The organism is Cellulophaga lytica DSM 7489 (assembly GCF_000190595.1).
Classification (GTDB): Bacteria; Bacteroidota; Bacteroidia; order Flavobacteriales; family Flavobacteriaceae; genus Cellulophaga; species Cellulophaga lytica.
On the sequence record NC_015167.1, the window covers coordinates 1,813,773 to 1,838,600 of the forward strand.

General features: G+C 32.7%; 19 protein-coding genes and 1 tRNA gene. 13 read left to right on the top strand and 7 right to left on the bottom strand.

Annotation, left to right across the window (positions count from 1 at the left end):
* Window positions 1-28: 28 nt before the first annotated feature.
* Complete coding sequence (locus CELLY_RS08175; RefSeq protein ID WP_013621196.1) at window positions 29-1,237, top strand: Pycsar system effector family protein; 1,209 nt, start codon at window positions 29-31, stop codon at window positions 1,235-1,237.
* A 67-nt stretch (window positions 1,238-1,304) separates the two neighbouring features.
* Here CELLY_RS08175 and CELLY_RS08180 read toward each other — a convergent pair whose 3' ends face one another.
* Window positions 1,305-3,677 (bottom strand): GAF domain-containing protein, encoded by a 2,373-nt coding sequence (locus CELLY_RS08180; RefSeq protein ID WP_013621197.1) that lies wholly within the window; start codon window positions 3,675-3,677, stop codon window positions 1,305-1,307.
* Window positions 3,678-3,793: 116 nt separating this feature from the next.
* On the opposite strand from CELLY_RS08180, the gene CELLY_RS08185 reads away from it, so the two are divergent.
* The 4 genes from CELLY_RS08185 to CELLY_RS08200 are packed head-to-tail and all read left to right on the top strand — an operon-like array spanning window position 3,794 to window position 7,352.
* Entirely contained in the window at window positions 3,794-4,696 is a 903-nt protein-coding gene (locus tag CELLY_RS08185; protein WP_013621198.1) for a metallophosphoesterase, read from the top strand.
* Window positions 4,697-4,742: 46 nt separating this feature from the next.
* Window positions 4,743-5,390, top strand: a complete 648-nt coding sequence (locus CELLY_RS08190; RefSeq protein WP_013621199.1) for a hypothetical protein — start codon at window positions 4,743-4,745, stop codon at window positions 5,388-5,390.
* Window positions 5,391-5,397: 7 nt separating this feature from the next.
* Window positions 5,398-6,642, top strand: a complete 1,245-nt coding sequence (locus tag CELLY_RS08195; RefSeq protein WP_013621200.1) for a DNA cytosine methyltransferase — start codon at window positions 5,398-5,400, stop codon at window positions 6,640-6,642.
* 56 nt (window positions 6,643-6,698) lie between these two features.
* Window positions 6,699-7,352: a hypothetical protein gene (locus CELLY_RS08200; RefSeq protein ID WP_013621201.1), complete on the top strand. Its 654-nt coding sequence runs from the start codon at window positions 6,699-6,701 to the stop codon at window positions 7,350-7,352.
* 1 nt (window position 7,353) lies between these two features.
* Here CELLY_RS08200 and feoB read toward each other — a convergent pair whose 3' ends face one another.
* The 3 genes from feoB to CELLY_RS08215 all read right to left on the bottom strand — a co-directional run bounded on the left by feoB (window position 7,354) and on the right by CELLY_RS08215 (window position 10,588).
* Window positions 7,354-9,576, bottom strand: coding sequence for a ferrous iron transport protein B (gene feoB, locus CELLY_RS08205; RefSeq protein WP_013621202.1), 2,223 nt, complete (start codon window positions 9,574-9,576; stop codon window positions 7,354-7,356).
* 12 nt (window positions 9,577-9,588) lie between these two features.
* Entirely contained in the window at window positions 9,589-9,819 is a 231-nt protein-coding gene (locus CELLY_RS08210; RefSeq protein ID WP_013621203.1) for a FeoA family protein, read from the bottom strand.
* Between the two features lie 97 nt (window positions 9,820-9,916).
* Window positions 9,917-10,588 (bottom strand): SCO family protein, encoded by a 672-nt coding sequence (locus tag CELLY_RS08215; protein WP_013621204.1) that lies wholly within the window; start codon window positions 10,586-10,588, stop codon window positions 9,917-9,919.
* Between the two features lie 153 nt (window positions 10,589-10,741).
* On the opposite strand from CELLY_RS08215, the gene rseP reads away from it, so the two are divergent.
* The 3 genes from rseP (at window position 10,742) to CELLY_RS08230 (ending at window position 12,558) form a co-directional block, all read left to right on the top strand.
* Entirely contained in the window at window positions 10,742-12,058 is a 1,317-nt protein-coding gene (gene rseP, locus CELLY_RS08220) for an RIP metalloprotease RseP (RefSeq protein ID WP_013621205.1), read from the top strand.
* Between the two features lie 78 nt (window positions 12,059-12,136).
* Window positions 12,137-12,210, top strand: a tRNA-Asn gene (locus tag CELLY_RS08225).
* A gap of 120 nt (window positions 12,211-12,330) precedes the next feature.
* Window positions 12,331-12,558, top strand: a complete 228-nt coding sequence (locus CELLY_RS08230) for a CBU_0592 family membrane protein (protein WP_013621206.1) — start codon at window positions 12,331-12,333, stop codon at window positions 12,556-12,558.
* A gap of 4 nt (window positions 12,559-12,562) precedes the next feature.
* Here CELLY_RS08230 and CELLY_RS08235 read toward each other — a convergent pair whose 3' ends face one another.
* A complete protein-coding gene (locus CELLY_RS08235; RefSeq protein ID WP_013621207.1) occupies window positions 12,563-13,168 on the bottom strand; it encodes a TetR family transcriptional regulator in 606 nt (201 codons plus the stop codon).
* A gap of 169 nt (window positions 13,169-13,337) precedes the next feature.
* Here CELLY_RS08235 and CELLY_RS08240 point away from each other — a divergent pair, with 169 nt between their 5' ends.
* The 4 genes from CELLY_RS08240 (at window position 13,338) to CELLY_RS08255 (ending at window position 19,579) form a co-directional block, all read left to right on the top strand.
* A complete protein-coding gene (locus tag CELLY_RS08240) occupies window positions 13,338-14,594 on the top strand; it encodes an alkaline phosphatase family protein (RefSeq protein WP_013621208.1) in 1,257 nt (418 codons plus the stop codon).
* 28 nt (window positions 14,595-14,622) lie between these two features.
* The gene (locus CELLY_RS08245) at window positions 14,623-17,715 is read left to right on the top strand and encodes a SusC/RagA family TonB-linked outer membrane protein (RefSeq protein WP_013621209.1); all 3,093 of its coding nucleotides are present in this window, start codon (window positions 14,623-14,625) and stop codon (window positions 17,713-17,715) included.
* Window positions 17,716-17,726: 11 nt separating this feature from the next.
* Window positions 17,727-19,172, top strand: a complete 1,446-nt coding sequence (locus CELLY_RS08250; protein ID WP_013621210.1) for a SusD/RagB family nutrient-binding outer membrane lipoprotein — start codon at window positions 17,727-17,729, stop codon at window positions 19,170-19,172.
* 215 nt (window positions 19,173-19,387) lie between these two features.
* Complete coding sequence (locus tag CELLY_RS08255; protein ID WP_034644744.1) at window positions 19,388-19,579, top strand: hypothetical protein; 192 nt, start codon at window positions 19,388-19,390, stop codon at window positions 19,577-19,579.
* A gap of 75 nt (window positions 19,580-19,654) precedes the next feature.
* Here the strand turns inward: CELLY_RS08255 and CELLY_RS08260 are convergent, their stop codons facing one another.
* Entirely contained in the window at window positions 19,655-20,005 is a 351-nt protein-coding gene (locus tag CELLY_RS08260) for a toxin-antitoxin system YwqK family antitoxin (protein WP_013621211.1), read from the bottom strand.
* Window positions 20,006-20,213: 208 nt separating this feature from the next.
* On the bottom strand, window positions 20,214-22,847 hold the full coding sequence (locus CELLY_RS08265; RefSeq protein ID WP_013621212.1) for a TonB-dependent receptor: 2,634 nt from the start codon (window positions 22,845-22,847) through the stop codon (window positions 20,214-20,216).
* Between the two features lie 215 nt (window positions 22,848-23,062).
* Here CELLY_RS08265 and aspS point away from each other — a divergent pair, with 215 nt between their 5' ends.
* Window positions 23,063-24,817: an aspartate--tRNA ligase gene (aspS, locus tag CELLY_RS08270; RefSeq protein WP_013621213.1), complete on the top strand. Its 1,755-nt coding sequence runs from the start codon at window positions 23,063-23,065 to the stop codon at window positions 24,815-24,817.
* The last annotated feature ends 11 nt before the right edge of the window (window positions 24,818-24,828 follow it).

A 24,828-nucleotide genomic window follows, 5' to 3' on the forward strand; every position in this document is an offset into this window, starting at 1 on the left:
TTGTGATGCACCTTATTTATTAAAAACAATGGCAAATATTATTCAGGAAACCGAAGATTATGTAATTAGTTTGTTAACCAATGAGTTAAGCTCTAGTTTTTTATATCACAATATAAGGCATACCCAACGTGTTGTCAAAAGTACGCAAGAATTGTTAGATTTTTACAAGTTAGACGTAAAAGAGCATGAGGACTTACTTTTAGCTGCGTGGTTTCATGACGCAGGTTATACAAGGAGCGCCAAAGAACATGAAGAAAGAAGTTGTGATATTGCTAGGGAGTTTTTAAGAGAAAAATCTTTTGATGAAAAACGTATAGAAAATATTTGCAATTTAATTTTAGCTACTAAAAAAGGGTATGAGCCTACAAGCCTGAGTGAAGAGATAATTAGAGATGCAGATGGATCTCACTTAGGGCAAGAGAGTTATTTAGAAACTACCGAAATGCTTAGGGAAGAATTATCTTTATTAGGGCTTATAGATTACTCGCCTGCAGAATGGAGAGATACTAATATTAGAATGTTTCAGACAAAGCATAGGTTTTATACAGATTATGCTATTAAAAATTGGCAAGAGACCAAAGATGATAACCTAGCTAAACTAATTAAGGCTAGAAAAAAAATGAAAAAGCTAGTTAAAAAAGAAAAAGTAAAAGCTCAATATAAGTCTGAGTTTAAAGATAAAAGTCCAGAAAGAGGTGTACAAACAATGTACAGGGTTACTATGCGTAACCATTTAAAGCTTAGTGATATTGCAGATACTAAAGCCAATATTTTATTATCTGTAAATGCAATTATAATTTCTTTGGTGTTAGCAGATTTAATGCCAAAACTAGATAGCCCATCAAACAAATATTTAATATTGCCTACGGCTTTGTTCATGTTTTTTAGTGTAATATCTATGGTGCTGTCTATTATTGCAACTAGGCCAAATATTACTAGCGGACAGTTTACAAAAGAAGATGTAGACAATAAAAAGGTAAACTTATTGTTTTTTGGTAATTTTCATAAAATGAAATTAGAGGATTATGAGTGGGCTATGAAAGAGCTAATAAAAGACCAGTCTTATGTATACTCTTCCTTAACTAAAGATTTGTACTTTTTAGGGCTTGTATTAGACAGGAAATATAAGCTATTGCGTTGGACCTATGCTATATTTATGTTTGGAATGATTGTATCTGTGTTATCTTTCTTTTTAGCATTGCATTTTTACGGTCCAAGAGAAGCTGTTATTTTGTAAGTTTCTTAATCACATAAAAAAAGGGAATATTAAAATTAATATTCCCTTTTTTATGCTGTGTAATATTTTAACGTTTTAGCTCATGCATTAAATCGTCATAAGTATAAGTTTCTTTAGACTCCTTGTCTTTTTTGTATAAGATTTCTACACGTATTGCTTTTAAACCAGCAACACCTTGTAAGCCTTCTAGTTCTAAAACCTCAATGTTTTTAGAAAAATATCCTTTAGAACGTAAAAAACGAATGTAACGTAAGTACTCTAATTCATCTTTTTTCTGTGAGTAAACAATAGAAAGCTTTCCTTTTTGAGTTAATCTTTCATTGGTTCCTTTAATGTAAGATTTGTCTATACGTTTTTTAATAACCTCATACCTAGCATTGTATGTGCCATCTACATCAAAGCGCTTTTCATCCATTCTAAATCTAATAGATAATGATGCGTTGTATACAAGTAATAAAGAGGCAACGTCTAAATCTATAGGCAATTTAGGCTTTAGGTTGTAGTACTCATTTTCCATATCATACATAACCTGTAACTGCCACAACCTTAGGTTTTTTAAGTAAAATGGGTTGTATTCTTTAGTTTCAGATATTGATGCTCCTATGTACATATTGTGTTCTACACCATCAGTCTTGTAGCGCTCAAAGTAATGCGGAAACATTTCTTGTGCTTCAATCTGTTTTTTGTCTAAAACCTGAGCAAGTTTTTCATTTATTTTCATAACACTATCATCATAGTTTTTTCTATGATCATAGTAAGACCCCGTATTAGGGTCTATACCCTCTTCATACGAAGAAATTAAATGAGCAATTTTAGGCTCTGTATTTTTTAAATGCTTAAATACAGGTGTAATTTCCTTTTTTATAAATTCTAAAATAGTTTGCTCACTATTGGTATTTAGTATTTCTTTTACGTCATCTATATAGCTATTGCTTCTAAACAATAATTCTTCATAAATATGCAATTTATCTAGTTCCCAAGCCTTGGTAAGTATCTTGTTTACTTCAGATAATTGTATTAATAAATCTTTTTGTATTGAGCTGTTTCTAAAAGTAGATGAGTCTTTAATGTCTATTTGACCGTAAAGAGGGTGCACATCTTTAAAAACAATTTCTTTAAAGGTTGGTTCTAAGCCTTCTGCATTTGCCCTTATAAAGCGTATGGCTTCATTCTCAAATTTCCACAAAACAGAAGAGTGTACAGTAGTACATTCTTGCTGTATAACAGCTTCTATTAAGTTTTCTTCTTCTGCCTTAGAGCGTAATACTGCAGTTACTATGTATGGCATTACATCTTGCAGCTTTTGCGCGTTTACATTGTTTAAGTTGTATCTTTTAGTAGATGCTAGCTCTAATACACCAAGTAATTCTTTGCCGCTAGAGATAGGTGCAATTATAGCACTTTTAATATTTTGTTTTGCTAGTGTAGCGTACAAGCTATTATCTGGTGCTTTTTTTAGGTATTTGTCTAGATCAGAAATTACAAAGTAATTATGATCTTTTAATATAGTTTTGTAAGAGTCATTGCAAAGTGTTGTTTTACAATTTACATTGGCTTTTTTATTAAGTATAAAGCTGTCTATGCCAATACCGTGTACTTTTTCAAAAGTATCTTCTTTGGTATTGTGTATAGAAAAACCAACTTTTAAATTAGGAAGGCCAAATAACGACTTAAACGTGTTTTGAAAATCTTCCATAAAAAACTCAGAGCCTCTTTTGTCGTTAGAAATAAGGCTAGACTTTATTTCTGAAATAGAATGCTCAGCAGTAACATCAAACATATTAGAAATTACAAAGCCTTTAGATGTAAAACTGTTTGGCGGAATTTTTTCCTTCCACAGTTCTAGGTTCTCAAAGTTTTCTAATAATTCATCTACATCTGCTTGTGTTAACTTCTTTGCGTTTTTATTAGGTGTAATGTCTATAAAATCTGCATTATACAAAATTCTATAATGTCTCATAACTCCGTTTTTATCCGGAATTTCATAAAATAGAGGTCTTCTAAAATCTAAATTAAAGCCGTAGTGAAAATTTAATATTACGGTACTTGCCATAATATAATTTAATCTTTCTTCTACGTTTTTAATTTCAAGTTCAAAACCTTCACCTGCGTCTTCAATAATTTTTTTAAATCGCTCAGAAGAGTTAAAAATTACGTTAGCATATGGTAATGATGCAGCTTTAATCTCATTCTTGGTTAATACTTCAGAAAAAGTATCTTGCAAAATAACATTAATTACATCTTTATGTTTTTCTAGTAAAGTTAAATCTGTAAAACCTTCTCGTAGTTCTGGGTAAGGCTTTTGGTAGTTTAAAATAAACCTAGCTTTTTGAGCAAGGAACAAGTCGTTACTAACAGCCATTTTATCGTACTGTCTAAGTAACTTGTCAAAACTAACAAGACTTTTTAGTGGTAACTCTATTTCGTTTTCAACTTTCATCTTCCCTACTTAGTCTAAGAATAGCATACAAAATTACAAAATAATTATTACTTTTTATTAGGTTTGTTATAATCCTAATTAATCCCTTTTTTAGATATTTATACAAAAATTAAAATATGTCCTCTTTTACTAGGTTAACCAGAGCGTATAAAAAGTCTAAAATTGTCCCTTTTGATGATAGCTCTAAGTTAATACTTTTTAGTGATTGTCACAGAGGTGATAATAGTTTTGCAGACGATTTTGCCAACAACAGAAATATTTACTACCACGCATTACAGCATTATTTTAAAGAGGGTTTTAGTTATTTTGAGCTGGGTGATGGTGATGAACTTTGGGAGAACACATCTTTTGAGTCTATTTTTACAGCTCACAAAAACATATACGGGTTGTTAAGGCAGTACCATTTACAAAACCGTTTATTTATGATTTGGGGTAACCATGATATGGTGTATAAAGACCCTAATTATGTGAAAAAATATTTATCTAGTTATTTTGAGCCTATAGATGGTAAGGATAAAGATTTGTTTGTTGGTATTACTTACCATGAAGGTATTGTTTTAAAACACAAAGACACCAAACAAGAACTATTTTTAACACACGGACACCAGGCAGATTGGTGGAACTATAATTTTTGGCGCGTAGGTAGGTTTTTGGTACGTGTTTTATGGAAACCATTGCAAGTTTGGGGAATTGCAGATCCTACTAGTCCGGCTAAAAACCACCAAGAATTAATAAAGGTTGAAAAACGAATTAAACGTTGGATATTGCAAAATAATGAAAAGCTTACCATTGTTGGGCACACTCATAGACCTAGATTTCCTGAGCCAGGAGATATCCCTTTTTTTAATGACGGCAGTTGTGTACACCCAAGAAGTATTACGGGGATAGAGATTGAAAATGGAGAAATATCTTTAATAAAATGGCAAATTGCAACTACAGAAGACGGTACTCTACGCGTTGTTAGAGTTTTGTTAGAAGGGCCTCAAAAATTAGTAGAATACCAACGGGCAAAACAGTAATGGTTTAATTTTTCTATTTTTACACCACCATTAACTAAATTAACATATGAAAAACAGTATTGCCTTGTTAGTTATTTTGCTAACATTATCATCTTGTTGGAAAAATAAAAGTCCAGAAGATTTAATTAGATTAAAAGAGAAGTTTAAGTCGCAAGTTGCTTCTTTTGAAAAGAAAAAAATTACCGCAAATAAAAACGTAACCAAAGGTTTAACATCTTTAAGTGCTTTAAAAGGAGCTTTAGAAGACGCTAAAAATGAAGATAAAGAGTTTGCTAAGGTTTATGGCGACTGGGAAAAGGTAAACAAGCGTGTAGAAAACCTAAATAAAGAATATGAGGATTTAAAAACTAAAGCCTCTAATTTATTTACAGCTATGGAGACCCAAACTAATAGCTTAAGTGATGAGCAGAGTAAAAAAACACTTTTAAAAGCTATTAATAAAGCTAAAACAAAATACAACGGCACTTTAGCTAATACCTCTAAAGCAATTGCTAAGTTGCGTTTGTTGCACGGTGATGCTGTAGAAGTGGTAAAGGCATTAGAGGTTGCTGCAGCACTAAATTCTTTTGATAATATAAACAGCCAAATGGAAAGTATTGAAAGTAGAGTAGAGGGCATTATGCAAGAATTAAATGTGGCGGTTATAGAAAGTAAAAATTTATACGAAAAAAAGATTACAGAACTGGGAGAGTAATTAATGTATGGCGGTTAAAGAGCAGTTTTTACGTATTGAAGATGTTGCGTTGCAGTTGGGTGTTTCTCAAAAAATAATTAGAAAACACATACATTCTGGCGCGCTAAAATCTACAAAAACCTTTGGTGTACATTATATAAAACCTAAAGATGTTACTGTATTTAAAAATAGTGGTGTTTTAGACGCTAAACCTAAAAAACAATTGCCCCAAAAAAACACTAAATCTATAAAGACCGATGTTGTAAACTGGGCAGATATTTCTGAAAATTGGGAGAATCCTTCAAAAACTAAGCTTACATCTGCAGATTTGTTTTGTGGTGCAGGTGGTATGGCTAAAGGTTTTGAAATGGCAGGGTTTACACAAGTTGGCGGATTAGATTGGTTTAAGGAAGCTGGTATGACCTACCGAGAAAATTTTGAACATCCACACATATTAGGTGATATTACAGAAAGGAGCGTTAAAGACAAGTTTATAAACACAGTTAAAAGTTCGCTTAATGGTAAGCCATTAACTGTTTTGTCTGGCGGATTTCCTTGTCAGGGTTTTAGTATGTCTGGTAGCCGTATTGTAGAAGATGAGCGAAACTCTCTTTATAAAGATATGCTTCAGATTATAGATGAGTTGCAACCACAATTTATTGTTGCAGAAAACGTAAAAGGTTTACGTTCTATGCTAAAGGGTAAGGTAGAAGATAAGATAAAGGAAGATATAGCTAATTTAGGGTACCAAGTAAATGTTACTGTGCTAAATGCAGCTAACTATTATGTACCGCAAAAAAGAGAGCGTATAATTTTTATAGCAAACAGAATTGGTAAAAAAAATTTACATCCAAAGCCTTTGCTTACACCAGATAAATACATTACCACAAAGCAAGCTATAGAAGATTTGGTTACGTTAAAAGATGATGCAGCTTTTAACCACGTTAGAACAAAGCATAGTGATGCCATGAAAAAGCGCTTGGCTAAAGTTCCAGAAGGTAAAAGCTTGTATGATAATTATTCGGACTCTTGGAAAAAATGTCCTTGGAACGAGGCCAGCTGTACCATAAAAGAGAATCACGGAGGTGTAAACATACACCCAATAGAATCTAGAGTCATTACAGTACGTGAAATGGCTAGGTTGCAATCTTTTCCGGACGATTTTATTTTTAAAGGAGCAAAAGGAAAACAAATGGTACAAATAGGAAACGCTGTGCCGCCTTTATTAGCAAAAGCAATTGCTTTAGCGGTTAGAGAAACTTTAGCAATATAAGTTTATTCCTTGTGGTCAAATTTTAACATTGCGTTTTCATCTTAAAAGATATTCTTATGAACGCATTAGAATTTAATACACGCAGTAAAGAGTTGCAAAAATTAGCTCCAGAAATACCTTTGCAATGGGGAAAAATACAAAACAACACTACCGATAAAAAAGTGTCTCTATTTAAGTGTAAAACATTATCTAGTTTAGAGCTTGCAATTACAGGATTGCCTACAGATGATAAAAATTATTTTAAAAGAAGATGGTTTTTATGGCAATGTGCCAGGTGCGATGAATATCTATTTTATACAAATACTGGAGTTAGTAGAAATCCAAATGGCAAGGATCAGGAATATGATATAGAATTTTTTGGAGATAAAAATTTACGTTTTGATGTTAAAGGAACGTTAGTGCCTAAAGAGTTAAGAAGTAATTTTAGTTTTGAGTTTCCAGAGAAAATAGTGAACTTTTATTATAGTAGGCAAAGTGCTGGCAAGCGTAGTTGCTTGCAAAACCGTTTGTTTATAGTGCATCACTCGTTTAAAGAACATAAAAGAGCATTAGAGCTACGTTGTGCTTGGGAGTATAAAACTGAAGTTTATAAAAGCTTTATTCATCAATTAAAAACCTCTAAAAACTTTATAAGTTACCTAAATGTAAAAGCTATGGTAATTTTTATTATTGAAAAAAAAGATGGTAGTTTTAGTTACAGGTTTGCGTAATTTATTTTAAAATTTGATATGCAATAAGAGCAACTATATAAGCAAAACCACTCATAAATACCAATTGTGCAGCAGGCCATTTCCAACTATTAGTTTCTCTTTTAACCACAGCTAATGTACTCATACATTGCATTGCAAAAGCATAAAAAAGTAGTAAAGAAATACCAGATGCTAAGTTAAAAAGTGGTTTGTTATTCCACGGGTTAATCTCGGCAGCCATGCGGTTTTTAATAGTTTCTTCTTCATCATTACCAACACTGTAAATTGTGGCAAGTGTGCCTACAAACACCTCACGAGCGGCAAACGAAGTTATTACTGCAATACCAATTTTCCAGTCGTAACCCAAAGGCTTTACAATAGGCTCTATAGCTTTGCCAGCGTAACCAATAAAAGAGTGCTCTAATTTAAAACTAGCTATTTCTTCGTTCTCTGCTTTTAGTTTTAAATCGTTTGTACGTATTGCAATAGAATCTTTAATAATTGCTCCACTTAATGTAGGGTAATTGGTGTAAAGTTCACCAGTATAAATGGCAATTTCATTTTTAATATGGTTTTGGTTAAACTCAGAGTAACCAACCGTATTAATTCTGTTTTTAACAATCTCTTCTGCGTTTTTAAAATTATCTGATATACCATAAGAGCCCAATACCCATAAAATAATTGATATGGCTAAAATAATTTTACCAGCACCATACACAAAGCTTTTAGTTTTTTCCCAAACCGTATAAGCTACATTTTTAAATAATGGAAGCTTATAATTTGGCATTTCTATAACAAAAAATGTTCTGCTTTTTATTTTTAAAATTTTGTGTAAAACCATTGCAGAAAAAATAGACATTCCAAACCCTAGTAAATATAACAACATAAGTGTTAGCGCTTGGTAGCTAAGTCCTAAAAATTTCCCTTCTGGTATAACAAGGGCAATTATAATTAAGTACACCGGTAAACGGGCAGAGCAAGTTGTAAAAGGTGTTACTAATATTGTTATTAGGCGTTCTTTCCAGTTTTCTATTGTTCTGGTTGCCATAACTGCAGGTATAGCGCAGGCAGTACCAGAAATTAATGGTACAACACTTTTACCACTTAATCCAAATGGGCGCATAAGTTTATCCATTAAAAATACAACTCTACTCATATATCCACTTTCTTCAAGTAAGGATATAAACAAGAATAAAAATGCAATTTGTGGTATAAAAATTACTACACCTCCAATACCCGCTATTATGCCTTCTGCAAGTAAGTTTGTAAATGCACCTGGCGGCAAGCTAGCTTTTGTCCATTCGCTCATTTGCGCAAAAGACTCATCTATAAAATCCATTGGGTAGCTACTCCACTCATAAATGGCTTGGAAAATGACTAATAATATTAAAAAGAATATTACGTAACCCCAGACTTTGTGCGTTAAAATTTTATCTAAAGTTGCTCTAAAACCTTTAGCAACAGTAAGGTCTACAGTATAAGTTTCTTTTAAAATATTATTTATAAATTGATATCTTAAAACGGTTTCTCTGTGCTGTAACTTTTTAAGTTCTGTGTTAGATTTTATAGAGAAAGTTGCATCTTTTATGCGTTTTTTCTCTATAGGCATAAAGTTAACATCTTGCGTAATAACCAACCAAAGCTTGTAAACGTCTTCCTTAGGAAAAGCAGCTCTAAGTTTATTAAAATAATCTGGAGCAATAGATGTAGTGTCTATATTTGGCTTAACAGATAAGTTTTTGTAATCTGCAATAAGCTCTTTTAGGGTGTCTATACCAATACCTTTTCTTGTGCTAACAAGAGCAATTTTTGTGTTTAGTTTTTCTTCTAATAAGGGTATGTTTAGCGTAATTCCTTTTCTGGTCATACGGTCTGCCATATTAATTACTAAAATGGCAGGTATTTTAAGGTCTTTTATTTGAGTAAATAAAAGTAAGTTACGCTTTAGGTTTTCTACATCTGTAACAACAACAGCAACATCAGGAAAATCTTTATCGTTTTTATTTAAAAGTAATTCTACAACAACACTCTCATCTAAAGATGTTGTGTTTAAGCTGTATGTACCAGGTAAATCTATTATATGCGCCTTAACACCACGAGGTAATTTGCAAATACCTTCTTTTTTTTCTACAGTTATACCTGGGTAATTACCCACTTTTTGTTTTAATCCTGTAAGCTGATTAAAGACTGATGTTTTTCCGGTATTAGGATTTCCAATTAAGGCTACATTAATATTTTTGCTCATACTCAATTACATTCATTCAATTAAATCTACTTCAATTAAGTTGGCTGTAGATTTTCTTATCGCTATATGTGAGCCATTTACGTTAATGTAAATAGGGTCTTTTAATGGGGCAATCTGTATAAGCTCTACAACATTGCCAGGCAAGCAACCCATTTCTAAGAGTTTAATAGGTAAGGTGTCTTCAGAGAAATCTTTAATAACCCCTTTTTGCCCTTTTTTTAGTTGTGCTACAGTAATGCTCAATTTTTATTTAGATTGATTTTAAGTAAGAGCAAAAGTAATGGAAAAAAGCAAAATAACAGAACTCTACATTACTTTTTTATATTCTTTAACATCAAAATTAGTCTTTGTATGATGCTTTTAAAATTTTAATGTCTTCAATAAGTTTCTCAATCTCTTTACTGTCTGTGCCATCATAAGTACCACGTATACGTTTTTCTTTATCAACTAAAACAAAGTTTTCTGTGTGTACCATACTGTAAGGATTGTTAAGGTCTGTTTTAGCTGCCATATAGGATTTGCGGGCTAGATCATAAATTTCTTTTCTGTCTCCTGTCACTAAATTCCATTTGCTGTCAATAACTCCTTTTTTAAGGGCATATTTTTTTAGCTGAGCAACAGAGTCTATTTCAGGAGTAACAGAATGAGATAAAAGCATTACGTCATCATCATTTTTTATAATCTCTTGTACTTTTACCATATTTTTTGTCATTACAGGACAAATGGTTTGGCAGGTGGTAAAAAAGAAATCTGCTACATAAATTTTGTTTGCGTAATTATCTTGGGTAATAGTTTTTCCGTTTTGGTTGGTAAGTTTAAAGTTAGCAACAGTGTGGTACTTTTTTTTGTGTAAAAGTGTAGAGTCTACAAGTTCTGTGTTAAAATCTGCTGGCTGGTAAATAGGCAGCTTAACTTCTGGTTTTAAAGCGTTGTAAAATAAGGTAATTATTATTGCAGATATTACTAAAAGAACAATGCCAAAAACTTTAAATTTGCTAAAAAACGCTCCCATAATTTTTTATGCAAATTTACAATAGGCATAGGTAATAATCAATACCCTAGCTTATTAAATAATTCATAAAAATGATGCCGTTATAGGTATATCTTTTTGTAAGAGCGCTTAAAAGTGTACTTTTGTTCGTTTTTAAAAACTAAAAGAGATTTAATGGAATTATTTATTCAGATAGTACAGTTCATTTTAATTATATCAGTACTTGTTATTTTGCATGAGCTGGGGCATTTTATTCCTGCCAAATATTTTAAAACTAAAGTTGAAAAATTTTACTTGTTTTTTGATGTTAAGTTTTCACTTTTTAAAAAGAAGATAGGCGATACTGTTTATGGTATTGGATGGTTGCCTTTAGGTGGTTATGTTAAAATAGCTGGTATGATAGACGAAAGTATGGACACCGAGCAAATGAAAAGCGAACCACAACCATGGGAGTTTAGGAGTAAGCCAGCTTGGCAACGTTTAATTATAATGTTGGGTGGTGTAACTGTAAACTTTTTTTTAGCTTGGTTTATATATACAATGTTGTTATTTAATAACGGAGATACGTATATACCTGCAGATAGTTTAAAACACGGAATTTTAATAGATTCTATAGGAGAACAATTAGGATTAAAAACAGGAGATAAAATTTTAGCTATAGATGGTAAAAAAAGTAAAAAGTTTACAGATGCCGTATTAGATATTATTTTAGGAGACGAGGTTACTGTTAAAAGAGACGGTAAAGAAATTACCGTGCCATTAAGCGCAGAAGGTAAAGAAGCTGTTTTTAGTACACAAGGGAGAAATTTTTTAGGCTACAGACAAAAAGCCACTATAGACAGTGTTGTGTCTGGTATGGTTGCGGAAAAAGCAGGGGTACTAAAGGGAGATGAAATTGTTGCTGTTAACGGACAAAAAACAGCGTACTGGAACGAGTTTGTTGGTGTGATTAAAAAGTCTCCAGAAAAGGAAATAGAATTAGAGGTTTTACGTAATGGGCAACCAAAAACATTGCAAATGACGGTTCCTGAGGAAGCAGCAATAGGTGTTGTGTTAAGCAGAGAAGACTTATTTGTTACAGATAACTATAGTTTTGGTGCAGCTATACCGGAAGGATTTAACAAAACTATAGAAGTACTAACAAAACAAATTAGACAGTTTAAGGTTATTTTTAACACTAAAACAGGAGCTTACAAACAAGTAAAAGGGCCTATTGGTATTGTAGAAATGATGCCAAAACAGTGGAACTGGACATTTATTTGGAACTTTATGGCAATGTTCTCTGTATGGTTAGCTTTTTTAAACATTTTACCTATTCCGGCATTAGATGGTGGACACGTAATGTTTTTATTGTATGAAATTATTTCTGGCCGCCCGCCTAGTGAAAAAGTACTAGAAAAAGGACAAATTATTGGTTTTGTAATACTTATGGGTCTTATGGCAATTGTGTTTGGAAACGACATCTGGAATATTATAAAGAAATTTATATAAATTTTTATTTTTTGTTTTGTAGATATTAAAAAAGCTTATATATTTGCACCCGCTTACAGACGTTATGTCTGCTAACATTCCTCCTTAGCTCAGTTGGTTAGAGCATCTGACTGTTAATCAGAGGGTCCTTGGTTCGAGCCCAAGAGGGGGAGCAAAACAAACCTCAACTAGAAATAGTTGAGGTTTTTTGCTTTTATATAGTTTCTGCAATTTTATAGTTTGTAGTTGTTTTAATTTTTCCAGTATCTTTTCAGTCTTAAAATTACAAATCTATGTTTTCTATAATAGGTTGGCTCGGGGCCTTATTGTTTGTAGTGTCTTACTTGTTGCTAAGCATAGGTAAACTATCATCTAAATCTAAAGTATACCATATTTTAAATATATTAGGTGCCGTTTGCTTAATTATTAATGGTTTTGCTTTAAATGACTTTCCTAATGTTGTAGTTAACGCTGTATGGGCTTGTATTGGGCTCTATGCTATTGTTAAGGTTGTTAAGTAAACGTTTACTCGTTTTTAAATTCTAGTATATTTAACGCATACTTAATATAAATAGCCTCTTTTTGCTTGTAATCTTCTGTTTTTTCATTAAAAAGTCCCAAATAATAGTAAGCACCATCTATTAAGGCAAAAATTACTTCTGTTATTTCATCAATGTTTGTGTTGGAAATAATTTGGTGCTCTTTTGCTTCTGTTAATTTTTTGTGTAAAACCGTGTGTAGCGCTTGTAGGTAGCTTTTAAAGCTATCATTAAAATCTTTTTTTCTGTAAATTAGGGCGTAGCAGCTATAAAAAACTCCATCATCAAAATATTTGTTCCAGTTTCTAGAAAAAAGTGATGTTATTAGATTGTGAAGTTTTTGTTTGGAGTTAATTTCACCATTTTCGTCATTTTGTACAATGTTTAAATGCTGTTCTAATATAAACTCATTTAAGCCAATTAATAGCTCATCTTTAGTTTTAAAATAGTGCATTATTAAGCCATTACTTATGCTTAAATGTTCTGCAACCTTAGCAATAGAGGTGTTTTCTAAGCCTATGTCTTTTGCAACTTTGTAAAATGCTTTTATAATTTCTTTTCGTCTTTGTACAGATACACTTTTTCTTCCCATGTAAGATTTTTATTTAGGCAAATGTAACATTTTAAGATAATTACAAGCCTTGCTTTGCCTGTGCAAGTTAACATTTATTTAAAGTTTTATTAATTGAACATTCATTCAATTTATAATTTATAAAAATACTTTTGACCCAGATTTTAGTATAACCAATCAATCTAAAAAAATGGGGAATAAAATTAAATATGTAGTATTTGTTATGTGCTTAGTTGTGCAGGTAGGTTTTACTCAACAAACTAGCAAGCCTATAAATAATAAAAAAGTAGTGTTTGTTATAGTAGATGGTATTTCTACAGATATGCTGCAAAAAGCTCCAACTCCTTTTTTAGATAGTATAGCCAATACTGGTAGTTATACTAAAGCATATGTGGGTGGTAAAAAAGGAGGTTACTCACAAACACCAACAATTTCTGCAGTAGGTTATAACAGTCTACTTACAGGTACTTGGGTTAATAAACACAATGTATATGGTAATAGTATTAAAAAACCAAATTACAATTACCCAACAATTTTTAAGGTATTTAAAGATCAATATCCGTCTAAAAAAACAGCTATTTTTTCTACTTGGCTAGATAACAGAACAAAACTTATTGAGGGTGAATCTGAAACAAAAAATGTAGAGCTAGATTATGCTTTTGATGGTTTTGAATTAGACACCACTAATTATCCGCATGATGCTTACAAGCAATACATTAAAAAAATTGATAATGATGTGGCTGTTGAGGCCGCTAGGTATATAAAAACTGATGCACCAGACTTGTCTTGGGTGTATTTAGAGTATACAGATGATGTTGGCCACGGATTGGGTGATAGTCCGCAACTAGATGATGCAATTACATATGAAGATGCTTTGGTTGGCAAAATATGGAATGCTATTAAAATACGTGAAGCTAAGTTTAATGAAGATTGGTTATTGGTAGTTACAACAGACCATGGTCGTAGTCCTAAAGATGGGCGCCATCATGGAGGGCAAACAGAGAGGGAGCGTGCTACTTGGATTGTAACTAATGAGAAAAACACTAACAGTTATTTTAAAAATGAAACCTTAGCAATTACAGACATTTACCCAACTATGCTTCGTTTTTTAAATATTGATGTTTCTAAAGATATTGCTTATGAAATAGATGGTACTCCTTTTATAGACGATGTAGATGCTTATGGTTTATCAGCTGTTAAAGAAGGCGACAAAATTGTTATCCGTTGGAAAAATAATTCAGATAAAAATGTAAAAGGAACAATTTACACTTCTACTACAAATCAATTTAAAGAAGGAAAAAAAGATACTTACACAAAGGAGGTAACAGTGAGTTTGACTAGTGAAGAGACTACGCTATCGCTTAAAAAGCATACGGGCAAGATGTTAAAAATAGTATTAGAAACTCCAAATAATGTGCTAAATACTTGGTACATAAACAATAACTAATAACCAATTTAACTTAACATTAAAGAAAATGAATTTTAGAATTACGTTTATTGTAATGTTGTTTGTATGCTGTTTTAGCTACGGACAACAAACTATTACGGGTAGTGTTGTAGATGAGGGCAATACACCATTAATGGGTGTTAGCATTGTAGTTGCTAATACTACAAATGGTACAACAACAGATTTTGATGGTAATTATACCATTAATGCTGCAAAGGGAGATGTGCTTACATTTTCATCAATGGGGTTTAAAACAAAGCAAATTACGGTTTTAAATGCTACAGTAATTAATGTTACCCTTTTAGAAGATGCTGCGGCATTAGAAGAGGTAGTGGTAACGGCTTTGGGTATAAAAAGAGAAAAAAAGGCATTGGGTTACGCTGTACAAGAAGTTAAAGGGGCTTCTTTAGAAAAAGCTAAGGAGCCTAACTTGGTAAATTCTTTAACGGGTAAAGTAGCTGGTTTAAATATTAAAAACTCTACCGACTTATTTCAGAATCCAGAAATTAGCTTAAGAGGCGCAACACCATTAGTTGTTATAGATGGTATACCAGACCGTTCTGCAGATATTTGGAAAATTAATTCTGATGATGTAGAGAGTATTAGCGTGCTTAAAGGTGCAACTGCATCTGCTCTTTATGGTTCTGCTGGTAGAAATGGTGCTATAATGATTACAAGTAAAAAAGGAGAAAAAGGAAGGTTAACTGTAACAGTTAATAGTTCAGTGCTTTTTCAACCTTCTTTTATTAAAGTACCAGATGTGCAAACAGTCTACGGTAACGGTAACCAAGGGCAATACGCATATATTAACGGTTTAGGTAGTGGCTCTGAAGGTGGTGGCTGGATTTGGGGTCCTAAAGTAGATCAATTAGATCCAAGTACAGCAAGCGGTTTTTTTGAAACTACGCAATACAATAGTCCTACAGATGCTGCTGGTAATTTAATTCCAATTCCGTTTACATCTAGAGGTGAAGATAATATCAAAGATTTTTTTCAAACAGGCTCTATACAAACCAATAACGTAAGTGTAAATTGGGGTAATGATAAAGCTAGTTATAGAATGTCTGTGTCTAATGTATACCAAAAGGGTATTGTTCCTAATACAGATTTGGGGAACACTTCTTTTACAATTGGTGGTACATTAAACCCGTCAGATAATTTTAAAGTAAGCTCTAACTTAACTTACAATAAGCAATACACAGATAATTTTCCTGAGGTTGGTTACGGACCAACAAATTATTTGTACAATTTGGTTTTGTGGACAGGTGTAGATGTAGATGTTAAAGATTTGCGTAATTATTGGAGAGAGGGACAAGAGGGGTACCAACAAAGACATTTTAATGTGTCATATTATAACAATCCTTACTTTCAGGCATATGAGTATGAGCGTGGTTATGATAAAGATAATGTTTACGGTAATGTTGCCTTTGAGTATAATATTACGCCAGAACTAAGTGTTAAAAGCACAAGTGGTATAAATGTTTACAGCTTAAACAGAACGTATAAAGAGCCTAAAAGTTATGTGGGTTATGGCAATAAATCTCTTGGTAATTTTACCAATGCAGATAGTAGATATTTTGATATTATTACAGATTTTGGTTTAAAGTTTGAAAAGAACTTTTCAGATAATTTTACACTAAAAAGTGAAGTTGCTTACTCTAATTACTATCGTAAATCTACAGCTGCAAGTACGCAAACAGATGGTTTAAATATTCCTGGTTTTTACAATTTGGCTAATAATGCAGGAGCAAGTTATATTGCATCTAACTTAGAGCAAGAAGAAGCTATAAAGAGTATTTATGGTTTTGTAGATATGTCTTTTTACAATGCATTTTACTTATCTATAACTGGTAGAAACGATAAAGTATCTACTTTACCAAAAGAAAACAATTCTTTCTTTTACCCATCTGTATCTGGATCTTTAGTTTTATCTAGCCTTTTTGATATGCCACAGGCTATTAGTTTTGCAAAATTAAGAGGTTCTTGGTCTAGAGTGTCAGAAGGTAAAATAGGAGACGATCCTTATAGTTATATACAAGCTTATGATAAGGGAACAACGTGGAACGGTAATACGTCAGCATCTTTTGGATCTAGCTTGCTTTCTCCTGGTTTAGAGCCAGAAACATCAGACACTTGGGAGGTTGGAGCAAATGTTAGGTTGTTTAATAATCGTTTAGGTTTAGATGTTGCTTATTTTGAAGCTAAAGATTATAATAACCTAATTTATAGTCCAATTTCTGAAGGATCTGGGTATGAGAGTATTTTACTTAATGGAGATGAGTACAAGCGCAAGGGCTTAGAATTTGTTTTTGATGCTAAACCCATACAAACAGCTAATTTTAGTTGGGATATGCTTGTAAACTTTAGTAGGTTTAGAAGATTTCAAGAAGAAATTTACGGAGATAGAGAGCAGACAGAAGGCTTTATAAAAGTTGGTGAACGTACAGATCAAATTTATGCTAACGTATACCAGACTAATGCTAACGGAGAGGTTATTTATGAAAATGGTTTCCCTGTTGCAGATCCTTACCAGAGATATATTGGTGATGATGATCCAGACTGGACGTACGGTATTACAAATACATTTAAGTATAAAAATCTTAATTTATCGTTCTTGTTTGATGGTAGAATAGGAGGTTTAATTTACTCTACTACAAATCAAAAAATGTGGTGGGGCGGTAAACACAAAGGTACAGTAAACCAGTTTAGAGATGATGCTAATAACGGTGTTAGTTCTTATGTAGCTCCGGGAGTAAAGGTTGTAAGCGGCACAGCAACTTATGATGTTAATGGTAATATTACTAGTGATACGCGTACGTATGCTCCTAATGACGTTGCTGTTAACTACATTAACTTTATGCAGACAACTAGTAATGGTCAAAATAAAAATTACCACTATTATAAAGAGTCTTTTGTAAAGCTAAGAGAGGTTACACTAACATATAACTTTCCAAAAAAAGCATTAGCAAACACACCTATACATGAGTTTAGTTTGTCTTTAATAGGACGTAACCTTTGGTTAAATTCTGATGTGCCAAATGTAGATCCTGATTCTGGTGTAGATGCATTACAGGCTCCGTCAACTAGGAATATTGGACTTAACTTAAATGTGAAATTTTAAATAAAAGCATAATGAAAAAATTTAGTATATACATTTTATGTGCAATTTTCTTTACAGTAAGTTGTACAGATATAGAAGAGTTGCAAGATGATCCTAACAGAGCAACAGCAGTTAGTCCAGATTTATTGCTAACTAACATTCAAACACTAGCATTTAATACTGTTAGTTTAAATAGTGCTTTAGCAAGTAGATATTTAGCATTTACAGACGGTGTTAATGAAAATCAATATTACAATTGGCAACAAGCTTCTTTTGCTAATTATGACAATATAAAGCAAGTTCATAAAATGATAGAAGAGAGCCAGAACGCAGAGTCTGAGGTTTATGCTATTTTGGGCAAGTTTTTTAACTCGTACTTTATAACAGAGCTTACATTAGTTTTTGGTGATGTTCCTTACAGTCAGGCTATTGGTGTAGATGAACAAATTTATGCGCCTGTATATGACACACAAGAAGAAATTTTTTTAAAGGTGTTAACAGATTTAAAATCGGCTTCTAACGAGCTTGCTGCTAATGATGAACTTATTTTGGGTGATGTAATTTACAATGGTGATAAACTACAATGGCAAAAGTTAATTAACTCTTACTACTTAAGAGTTTTGTTAATGTTATCTAATAAAACAGATGTTGCATCCTTAAACGTTGTAGGTAGGTTTAAAGAGGTTGTAGATAACCCAAGTAAATATCCTTTGTTTAGTTCTAATAATGACAACGGTGCATTAACTTTTGTAAACATACAAAACAACCGTTACCCATTATTTAACAACAACAACTTGCAAACTGCATATTATTTAGAAGAGTCTTTTGTAAATAAGTTGAAAACTTTAGAAGACCCAAGGTTATTTGTTTTTGCAGAAAAAATGCCAAGTGCTTCTGCGTTAGATGAAACAGATTTTAATGCCTATGGAGGCTTATATGGTAGTGCTGTTTTTAGTGATAACGCAGCAAAGGCAGTAGCTGGTAATGCATCTAGAATTGCTCCAAGGTATTATAATGACCCTGTTAATGAGTCTAGCTTGTTAATTGGTTATGCAGAGCTACAATTTATTTTAGCAGAAGCTGTAACTAAAGGATGGATTTCTGGTGATGCTTCTGCGTATTATACAGAGGGTATTAAGGCATCTATGGAATTTTATGGTATTACAAATACTGATGATTATTTGGCAAACCCAAATGTGCAACTTAATGCTACAAACCCTATAGAGAGTATTGCAACTCAAAAACACATAGCGTTGTTTTTAAATACTGGTTGGCAAATGTTTTATGACCAGCGTAGAACTGGTTATCCGGAGTTTAATGTAGACGGAGGCGGTACATTAAACGAAGCTAGAATACCAAAAAGATGGTTGTATCCAACAAGTGAGTCTACTAATAACCCTAAAAATTTAGAGGAAGCTATTAATAGACAGTTTACTACTGGTGATAATATTAATTCACAAATGTGGATTTTAAAGTAAGGTATTTACATACGTTTATAAATATCGTTTTTTAGTTTGTTTAACTAGCACCTTGTTTTGGTGCTAGTTTTTCATTTTATAAAAGTAAGTATTTGTAAATTAAGTTGTTACTATATCGTTATAGTGGCTTTATTTTTGTGTTATAACAAAATATTAACACTTTTATCTTGCATTTGGTTTGTATAAATGTATGTTGTTGGTAAACAATTTCAATTATGAAGATTATACAAGTCAAAAGAAAAAGCAAAGTAGAAAAGCGATACACCAAAAGAATGGGGCAACTTGCGGCTAAAGTAACCTACGTAAAGAAATACGTTTTAGGAATTCCTGTAAAAACCTTGTACAAGTATAGACAAACGTATTATGGGGAAATTAAAGACTGTAAAGATTGCCATTTATTTGTTTAATAAGTAAACAAAAAATAAAAAACCCAGAGAATTTAAATTCTCTGGGTTTTTTAATGGGTTTTATTTAAGTAGTAATTAGTTTACTACTAATGTTCCCTCGTTATTCCATTTTGTAACATTGGCAATTTTACTGTTTTTGTAATCTACCTCGTTTAATTCTGTTTTATTCCAAAAAAACCATTTTCCGGTTTTTTTACCTTCAGTATAATTACCCGTTGCTATTTTTTTACCTTCTTCATTAAACATAGTCCACTCACCGTGTAATTTACCATTTAAAAAGTGTCCAACTTGTGCAACCTCTCCGTTAGAGTGAAAATAAGTTGCTTTTACTTTGTTATCTGCTTTTTCAAAAACTGGTTTTGTACTTTGTGCGTTAACTATTGCTATTGAGAATATAAATGCGAATACTAGTGCTATTTTTTTCATGATATGTAGGTTTTAATTTTTAATTTCTTAACATTAACGATATAAAGATACATTTTATTTTACAATAAATACGCTTTAAGTTAACATTAAATTTACATTAAAGATGCAAAACGCTGATAATCAGTTATTTGATTATTTTTAACACTTAACATACAACGATAAAAAAAGCGGCTCATAGGCCGCTTTTAAATTTAAAGTTTAAATTTTTTTAAAAACTGTAGTTCATTCCTAAGCTAAAGTTAGTACCAAATTGTCCACCTTGTTGTACCTCAGAAGAGTACTGAAATCTTCCACCAGCTTCAGCTGTATTTGTAGTTGCTAAAGTTTTGTCTGGGTAAACATCAAATAAGTTATTAATAGTACCAGTAAAACTAAGTTTGTCTGTTACTTTGTAGCTTAAATTTAAGTCTGTAACCAACATAGAAGATAAATCTTGATCTATACCTCCTGTTTCTGGAGCAGTAACAGTTACCTTGCCAAAAAGAGTGTTATTTAAACCAATGTTAAATTTGTCAGTGTCATAATCCATACCTAAAATAAATTTAGACCTAGGTCTAGAATTTGTAATTAAACCTTTTTCTTCTCTTGTAAAAATATTATAGCCATTATCTGCAAGAACTTGAGGAGTCTCAATAGCATCAATTGTAGTTTCGTTAACATTGGCAGCTAAACTCACATTAAATCTACCTTGTCCCATATCTATACCTCTATAATTAAGTACAAAATCTGCTCCCGTAGTTTTTGTGTCGCCAGCATTAATAAAGAACTGAAGAGCTACCACATTATTGTCTATAAGAATTTGTTCTACAGGGTTTGTACTTGCATCATCTCCATCATAACCAATTTGTGAAGAAAATAGTACTCTATCATCTACGTGTATTTGGTAAAAATCTATAGATGCAGAAAACTTAGGATTTATTTTATACGTAAAACCAGCAGAAATATTTCTAGAAGTTTCAGCAAATAAGCTAGGTACACCTAAGGCTTGTACAGCAGAATTGTTATTAGCAAGTGTTCCTTGTAATACAGGCTCTGGAGAACCATCAACAATAATGTATTGGCTATTTGTTAGGTAACGTTGGTGTAAGGTTGGGGCTCTAAAACCAGTACTGTATGAGCCTCTAATAGCCCCTTTATCTCCTAATTTATAGCGGCCAAACACTTTCCAAGAAAAGTTGTCTCCAAAATCTGAGAAGTCTTCATATCTACCAGCTAATCCTAATAAAAGATCTTCGGTAATATCATAATCTAATCCGGCATAAAAAGCGATATTATCTCTGTTCCACTTTCCAGCTTCGTCTGGCTTAATACCAGCAAAAGAATCAGACCCGCCTTTGTAATATGATAAAGGGTTTCCTTCAATTGCTTCATAATATTCCTTTTTGTATTCTACCCCAAAAGAAGATGTTAATTGCTCTGTAAAAGCATTAGCAAAATCTAGGTTCATTACAACATTGCTCAATGTATATCCACCTGGTTTAAAAGTTCTAGGTGAAGTTCCGTTATCAGCTAAATAGTCACGATTTACAGAGTTATTTACAGTATAATCTACACTGTTAGAGCCATAAGTAACACTTGCATCTGCATTAAAAGTGTCTGTAATATCAAACTTTACACCTAAGGCATTGATGTGGTCATCAATTTGTGCTTCAAAACTTGGTTGGTAACCTACAAAATCTTCAGACCTTGTTAAAAATTCAGAATCAGCAACGCCTCTTCTCCAGTAAGGAGCTCTGTAATATGCAAAACTACGTCCCTTTCTGGTAGAGTATCCATGAAAAGAGTACAGTTCTGCATTTTCACCTAATGGATGCCCCAGGTTAACAAATAAATCTCCTTTTTCTAAATCTGGCTGTCCAACTTTCATTCCTAATTCAGGATTTTCAGTAGCCCATTGTATTTCATTTGGTCTAGCATCTGCAGGTAAATCTGCAATACCAGGAGAACCAGCTCTGTTTGTTAGTTGTTGGTTATAGTAACCCAATGTTAGGTTTATAAACCCGCCGTCACCAAAATTAAAAGCAGTGTTAGCATCTGCAGCAAAGTTAAAGCCATCTCCTTGAGACGTAATACCTGTTCTGGCAGATACTGTTGTGTATTTGGCGTTTTTCTTTAATACCATATTAATTACACCGGCAATGGCATCAGAACCATATTGTGCAGAAGCACCATCCCTTAATACTTCTACTCTTTCTATAGCAGCAGTAGGTATACTTTTTAGATCTACCCCAACTTCACCTTTACCTGGTGTTCTGTTTAAGTAAACCTGTGCACTTTGGTTTTTACGTTTTCCGTTAACAAGAACTAAAGTTCTACTAGGACCTAAGCCACGTAAATCTGCTGGATCATAATGCGCTGTTGCATCAGAAATTGCTTGTGTTTGTGCATTAAATGAAGGTACTTTAAAAGTAAGCATCCTATCTACCGTAGGTTTTCCGCTACTTGTAAGTTCTGCTACGCCTATATTATCTATTGGCACAGGAGAATCTAAAATAGTCCTAGGTTTAGATCTGTTACCTGTTAATACTACTTCATCTAAAGCCAAACCCTCTTGTAAAGTCATATTAACTTTACCTGCGGCGTTAACAACAATTTCTTTGGTATTAAAGCCTATAGAAGAAAAAACTAATGTTGCAGGAAAACTCTCTGCAGTAATGCTGTAATTACCATCAAAATCTGTGGTTGTTCCGGTTGTTGTTCCTTTAATAATGATGTTTACTCCTGGTAAAAGTTCATTGTTTTGGTCTGTTACTGTTCCACTTATCTCACCCTGCGCCATAGCAAACAAAGGGGAAACAAGGAAAACTAAACCAAGTAGTTTTCTTGATAAATAATTTTTCATTTAATTAAGTGTTTTATTAGTTATATGACAAGATAATGACATTTTTGCCACATAAACAAATAAAAAATTAACAAATGTTAGTTTTTAACACATATAATTTAAGTTTTTATTTATAGTTTTTTTCTTACTATATACTATTTTTTTAAATCACATATAGTTTTTAAGTTAATGAGATACTTTTATACCTTTGCTACTTTCAACTTTAGCTATTAAAAATGTATAGAAGTCACAATTGTGGAGAATTAAACGCAACTCATATAAATACAGAGGTTACACTTTCTGGTTGGGTGCAAAAGTCAAGAGATAAAGGTTTTATTGTATGGGTAGATTTACGTGATCGTTACGGTGTTACTCAGTTGGTTTTTGATGAAGAGCGTACAAGTAAAGAAATGATGGAGCGTGCCCAAAAATTAGGGCGTGAGTTTGTAATACAAGTTAAAGGTAAGGTAATAGAAAGGGCTTCTAAAAACCCTAATATGCCTACTGGAGAAATAGAAATTCTAGTATCTGAATTAACTATTTTAAACAAGGCTATTGTACCACCATTTACAATTGAAGATGAAACTGATGGTGGTGAAGATTTACGTATGAAATATCGTTACCTAGATATTCGTAGAAACCCTGTAAAAAACAATCTTATTTTTAGGAGTAAGGTTTCTATGGAAGTGCGTAATTTTTTGTCAAATAATGGATTTATAGAGGTAGAAACACCTTATTTAATAAAATCTACACCAGAAGGTGCTAGAGATTTTGTGGTTCCTAGTCGTATGAACGAGGGTGAGTTTTATGCTTTGCCACAATCGCCACAAACCTTTAAGCAGTTGCTTATGGTAGGTGGTATGGATAAATATTTTCAGATTGTAAAATGTTTTAGAGATGAAGATTTGCGAGCAGATCGCCAGCCAGAGTTTACGCAAATTGACTGTGAAATGGCTTTTGTTGAGCAAGAAGATATTTTAAACATTTTTGAAAACTTAACACGCCACCTTTTAAAAGAAATTAATGGTGTAGAAGTAGATAAGTTTCCTAGAATGTTGTTTGATGATGCTATGCGCTTGTATGGTAATGATAAACCAGACATTAGATTTGGAATGGAATTTGGCGAGCTAAATGATATAGCACAACATAAAGATTTTGGTGTTTTTAATAATGCAGAGTTAGTTGTTGGTATTGCTGTGCCAGGTGGTAACGCGTACACTAGAAAAGAAATAGATAAATTAATAGACTGGGTAAAGCGTCCGCAAGTTGGTGCTTTAGGTATGGTTTATTCTCGTTGCAATGATGATGGTTCTTTTAAATCTTCTGTAGATAAATTTTATGACCAAGAAGATCTTGCTAAATGGGCAGAACGAACAGGTGCTAAACCAGGAGACTTGGTTTGTGTGCTTTCTGGGCCAGCAAATAAAGTAAGAGCGCAACTAAGTGCTTTACGTATGGAACTTGCAGAACGTTTGGGCTTACGTAAACCAAATGAGTTTGCACCATTGTGGGTTATAGACTTTCCTTTATTAGAGTTAGATGAAGAAACAGGGCATTACCATGCAATGCACCACCCGTTCACATCACCTAAACCAGGTCAATTAGAGCTTTTAGATACAGATCCAGGTGCTGTAAAAGCCAATGCATACGATTTGGTTTTAAATGGAAACGAAATTGGAGGAGGATCTATACGTATACACGATAAAGAAACGCAAGCTACAATGTTTAAGCACTTAGGCTTTACACCAGAAGAAGCTAAAGAGCAATTTGGCTTTTTAATGGATGCTTTTCAATATGGAGCACCACCACACGGAGGTTTAGCTTTTGGTTTGGATAGGTTAGTATCTATTTTAGGAGGGCAAGAAACAATTAGAGACTTTATTGCTTTCCCTAAAAACAATAGCGGTAGAGATGTTATGATAGATGCTCCTGCTGCAATTGATGATGAACAACTAAAAGAACTAAGCTTACAAGTAACAGTTAACAAATAGGAATTTAAAAA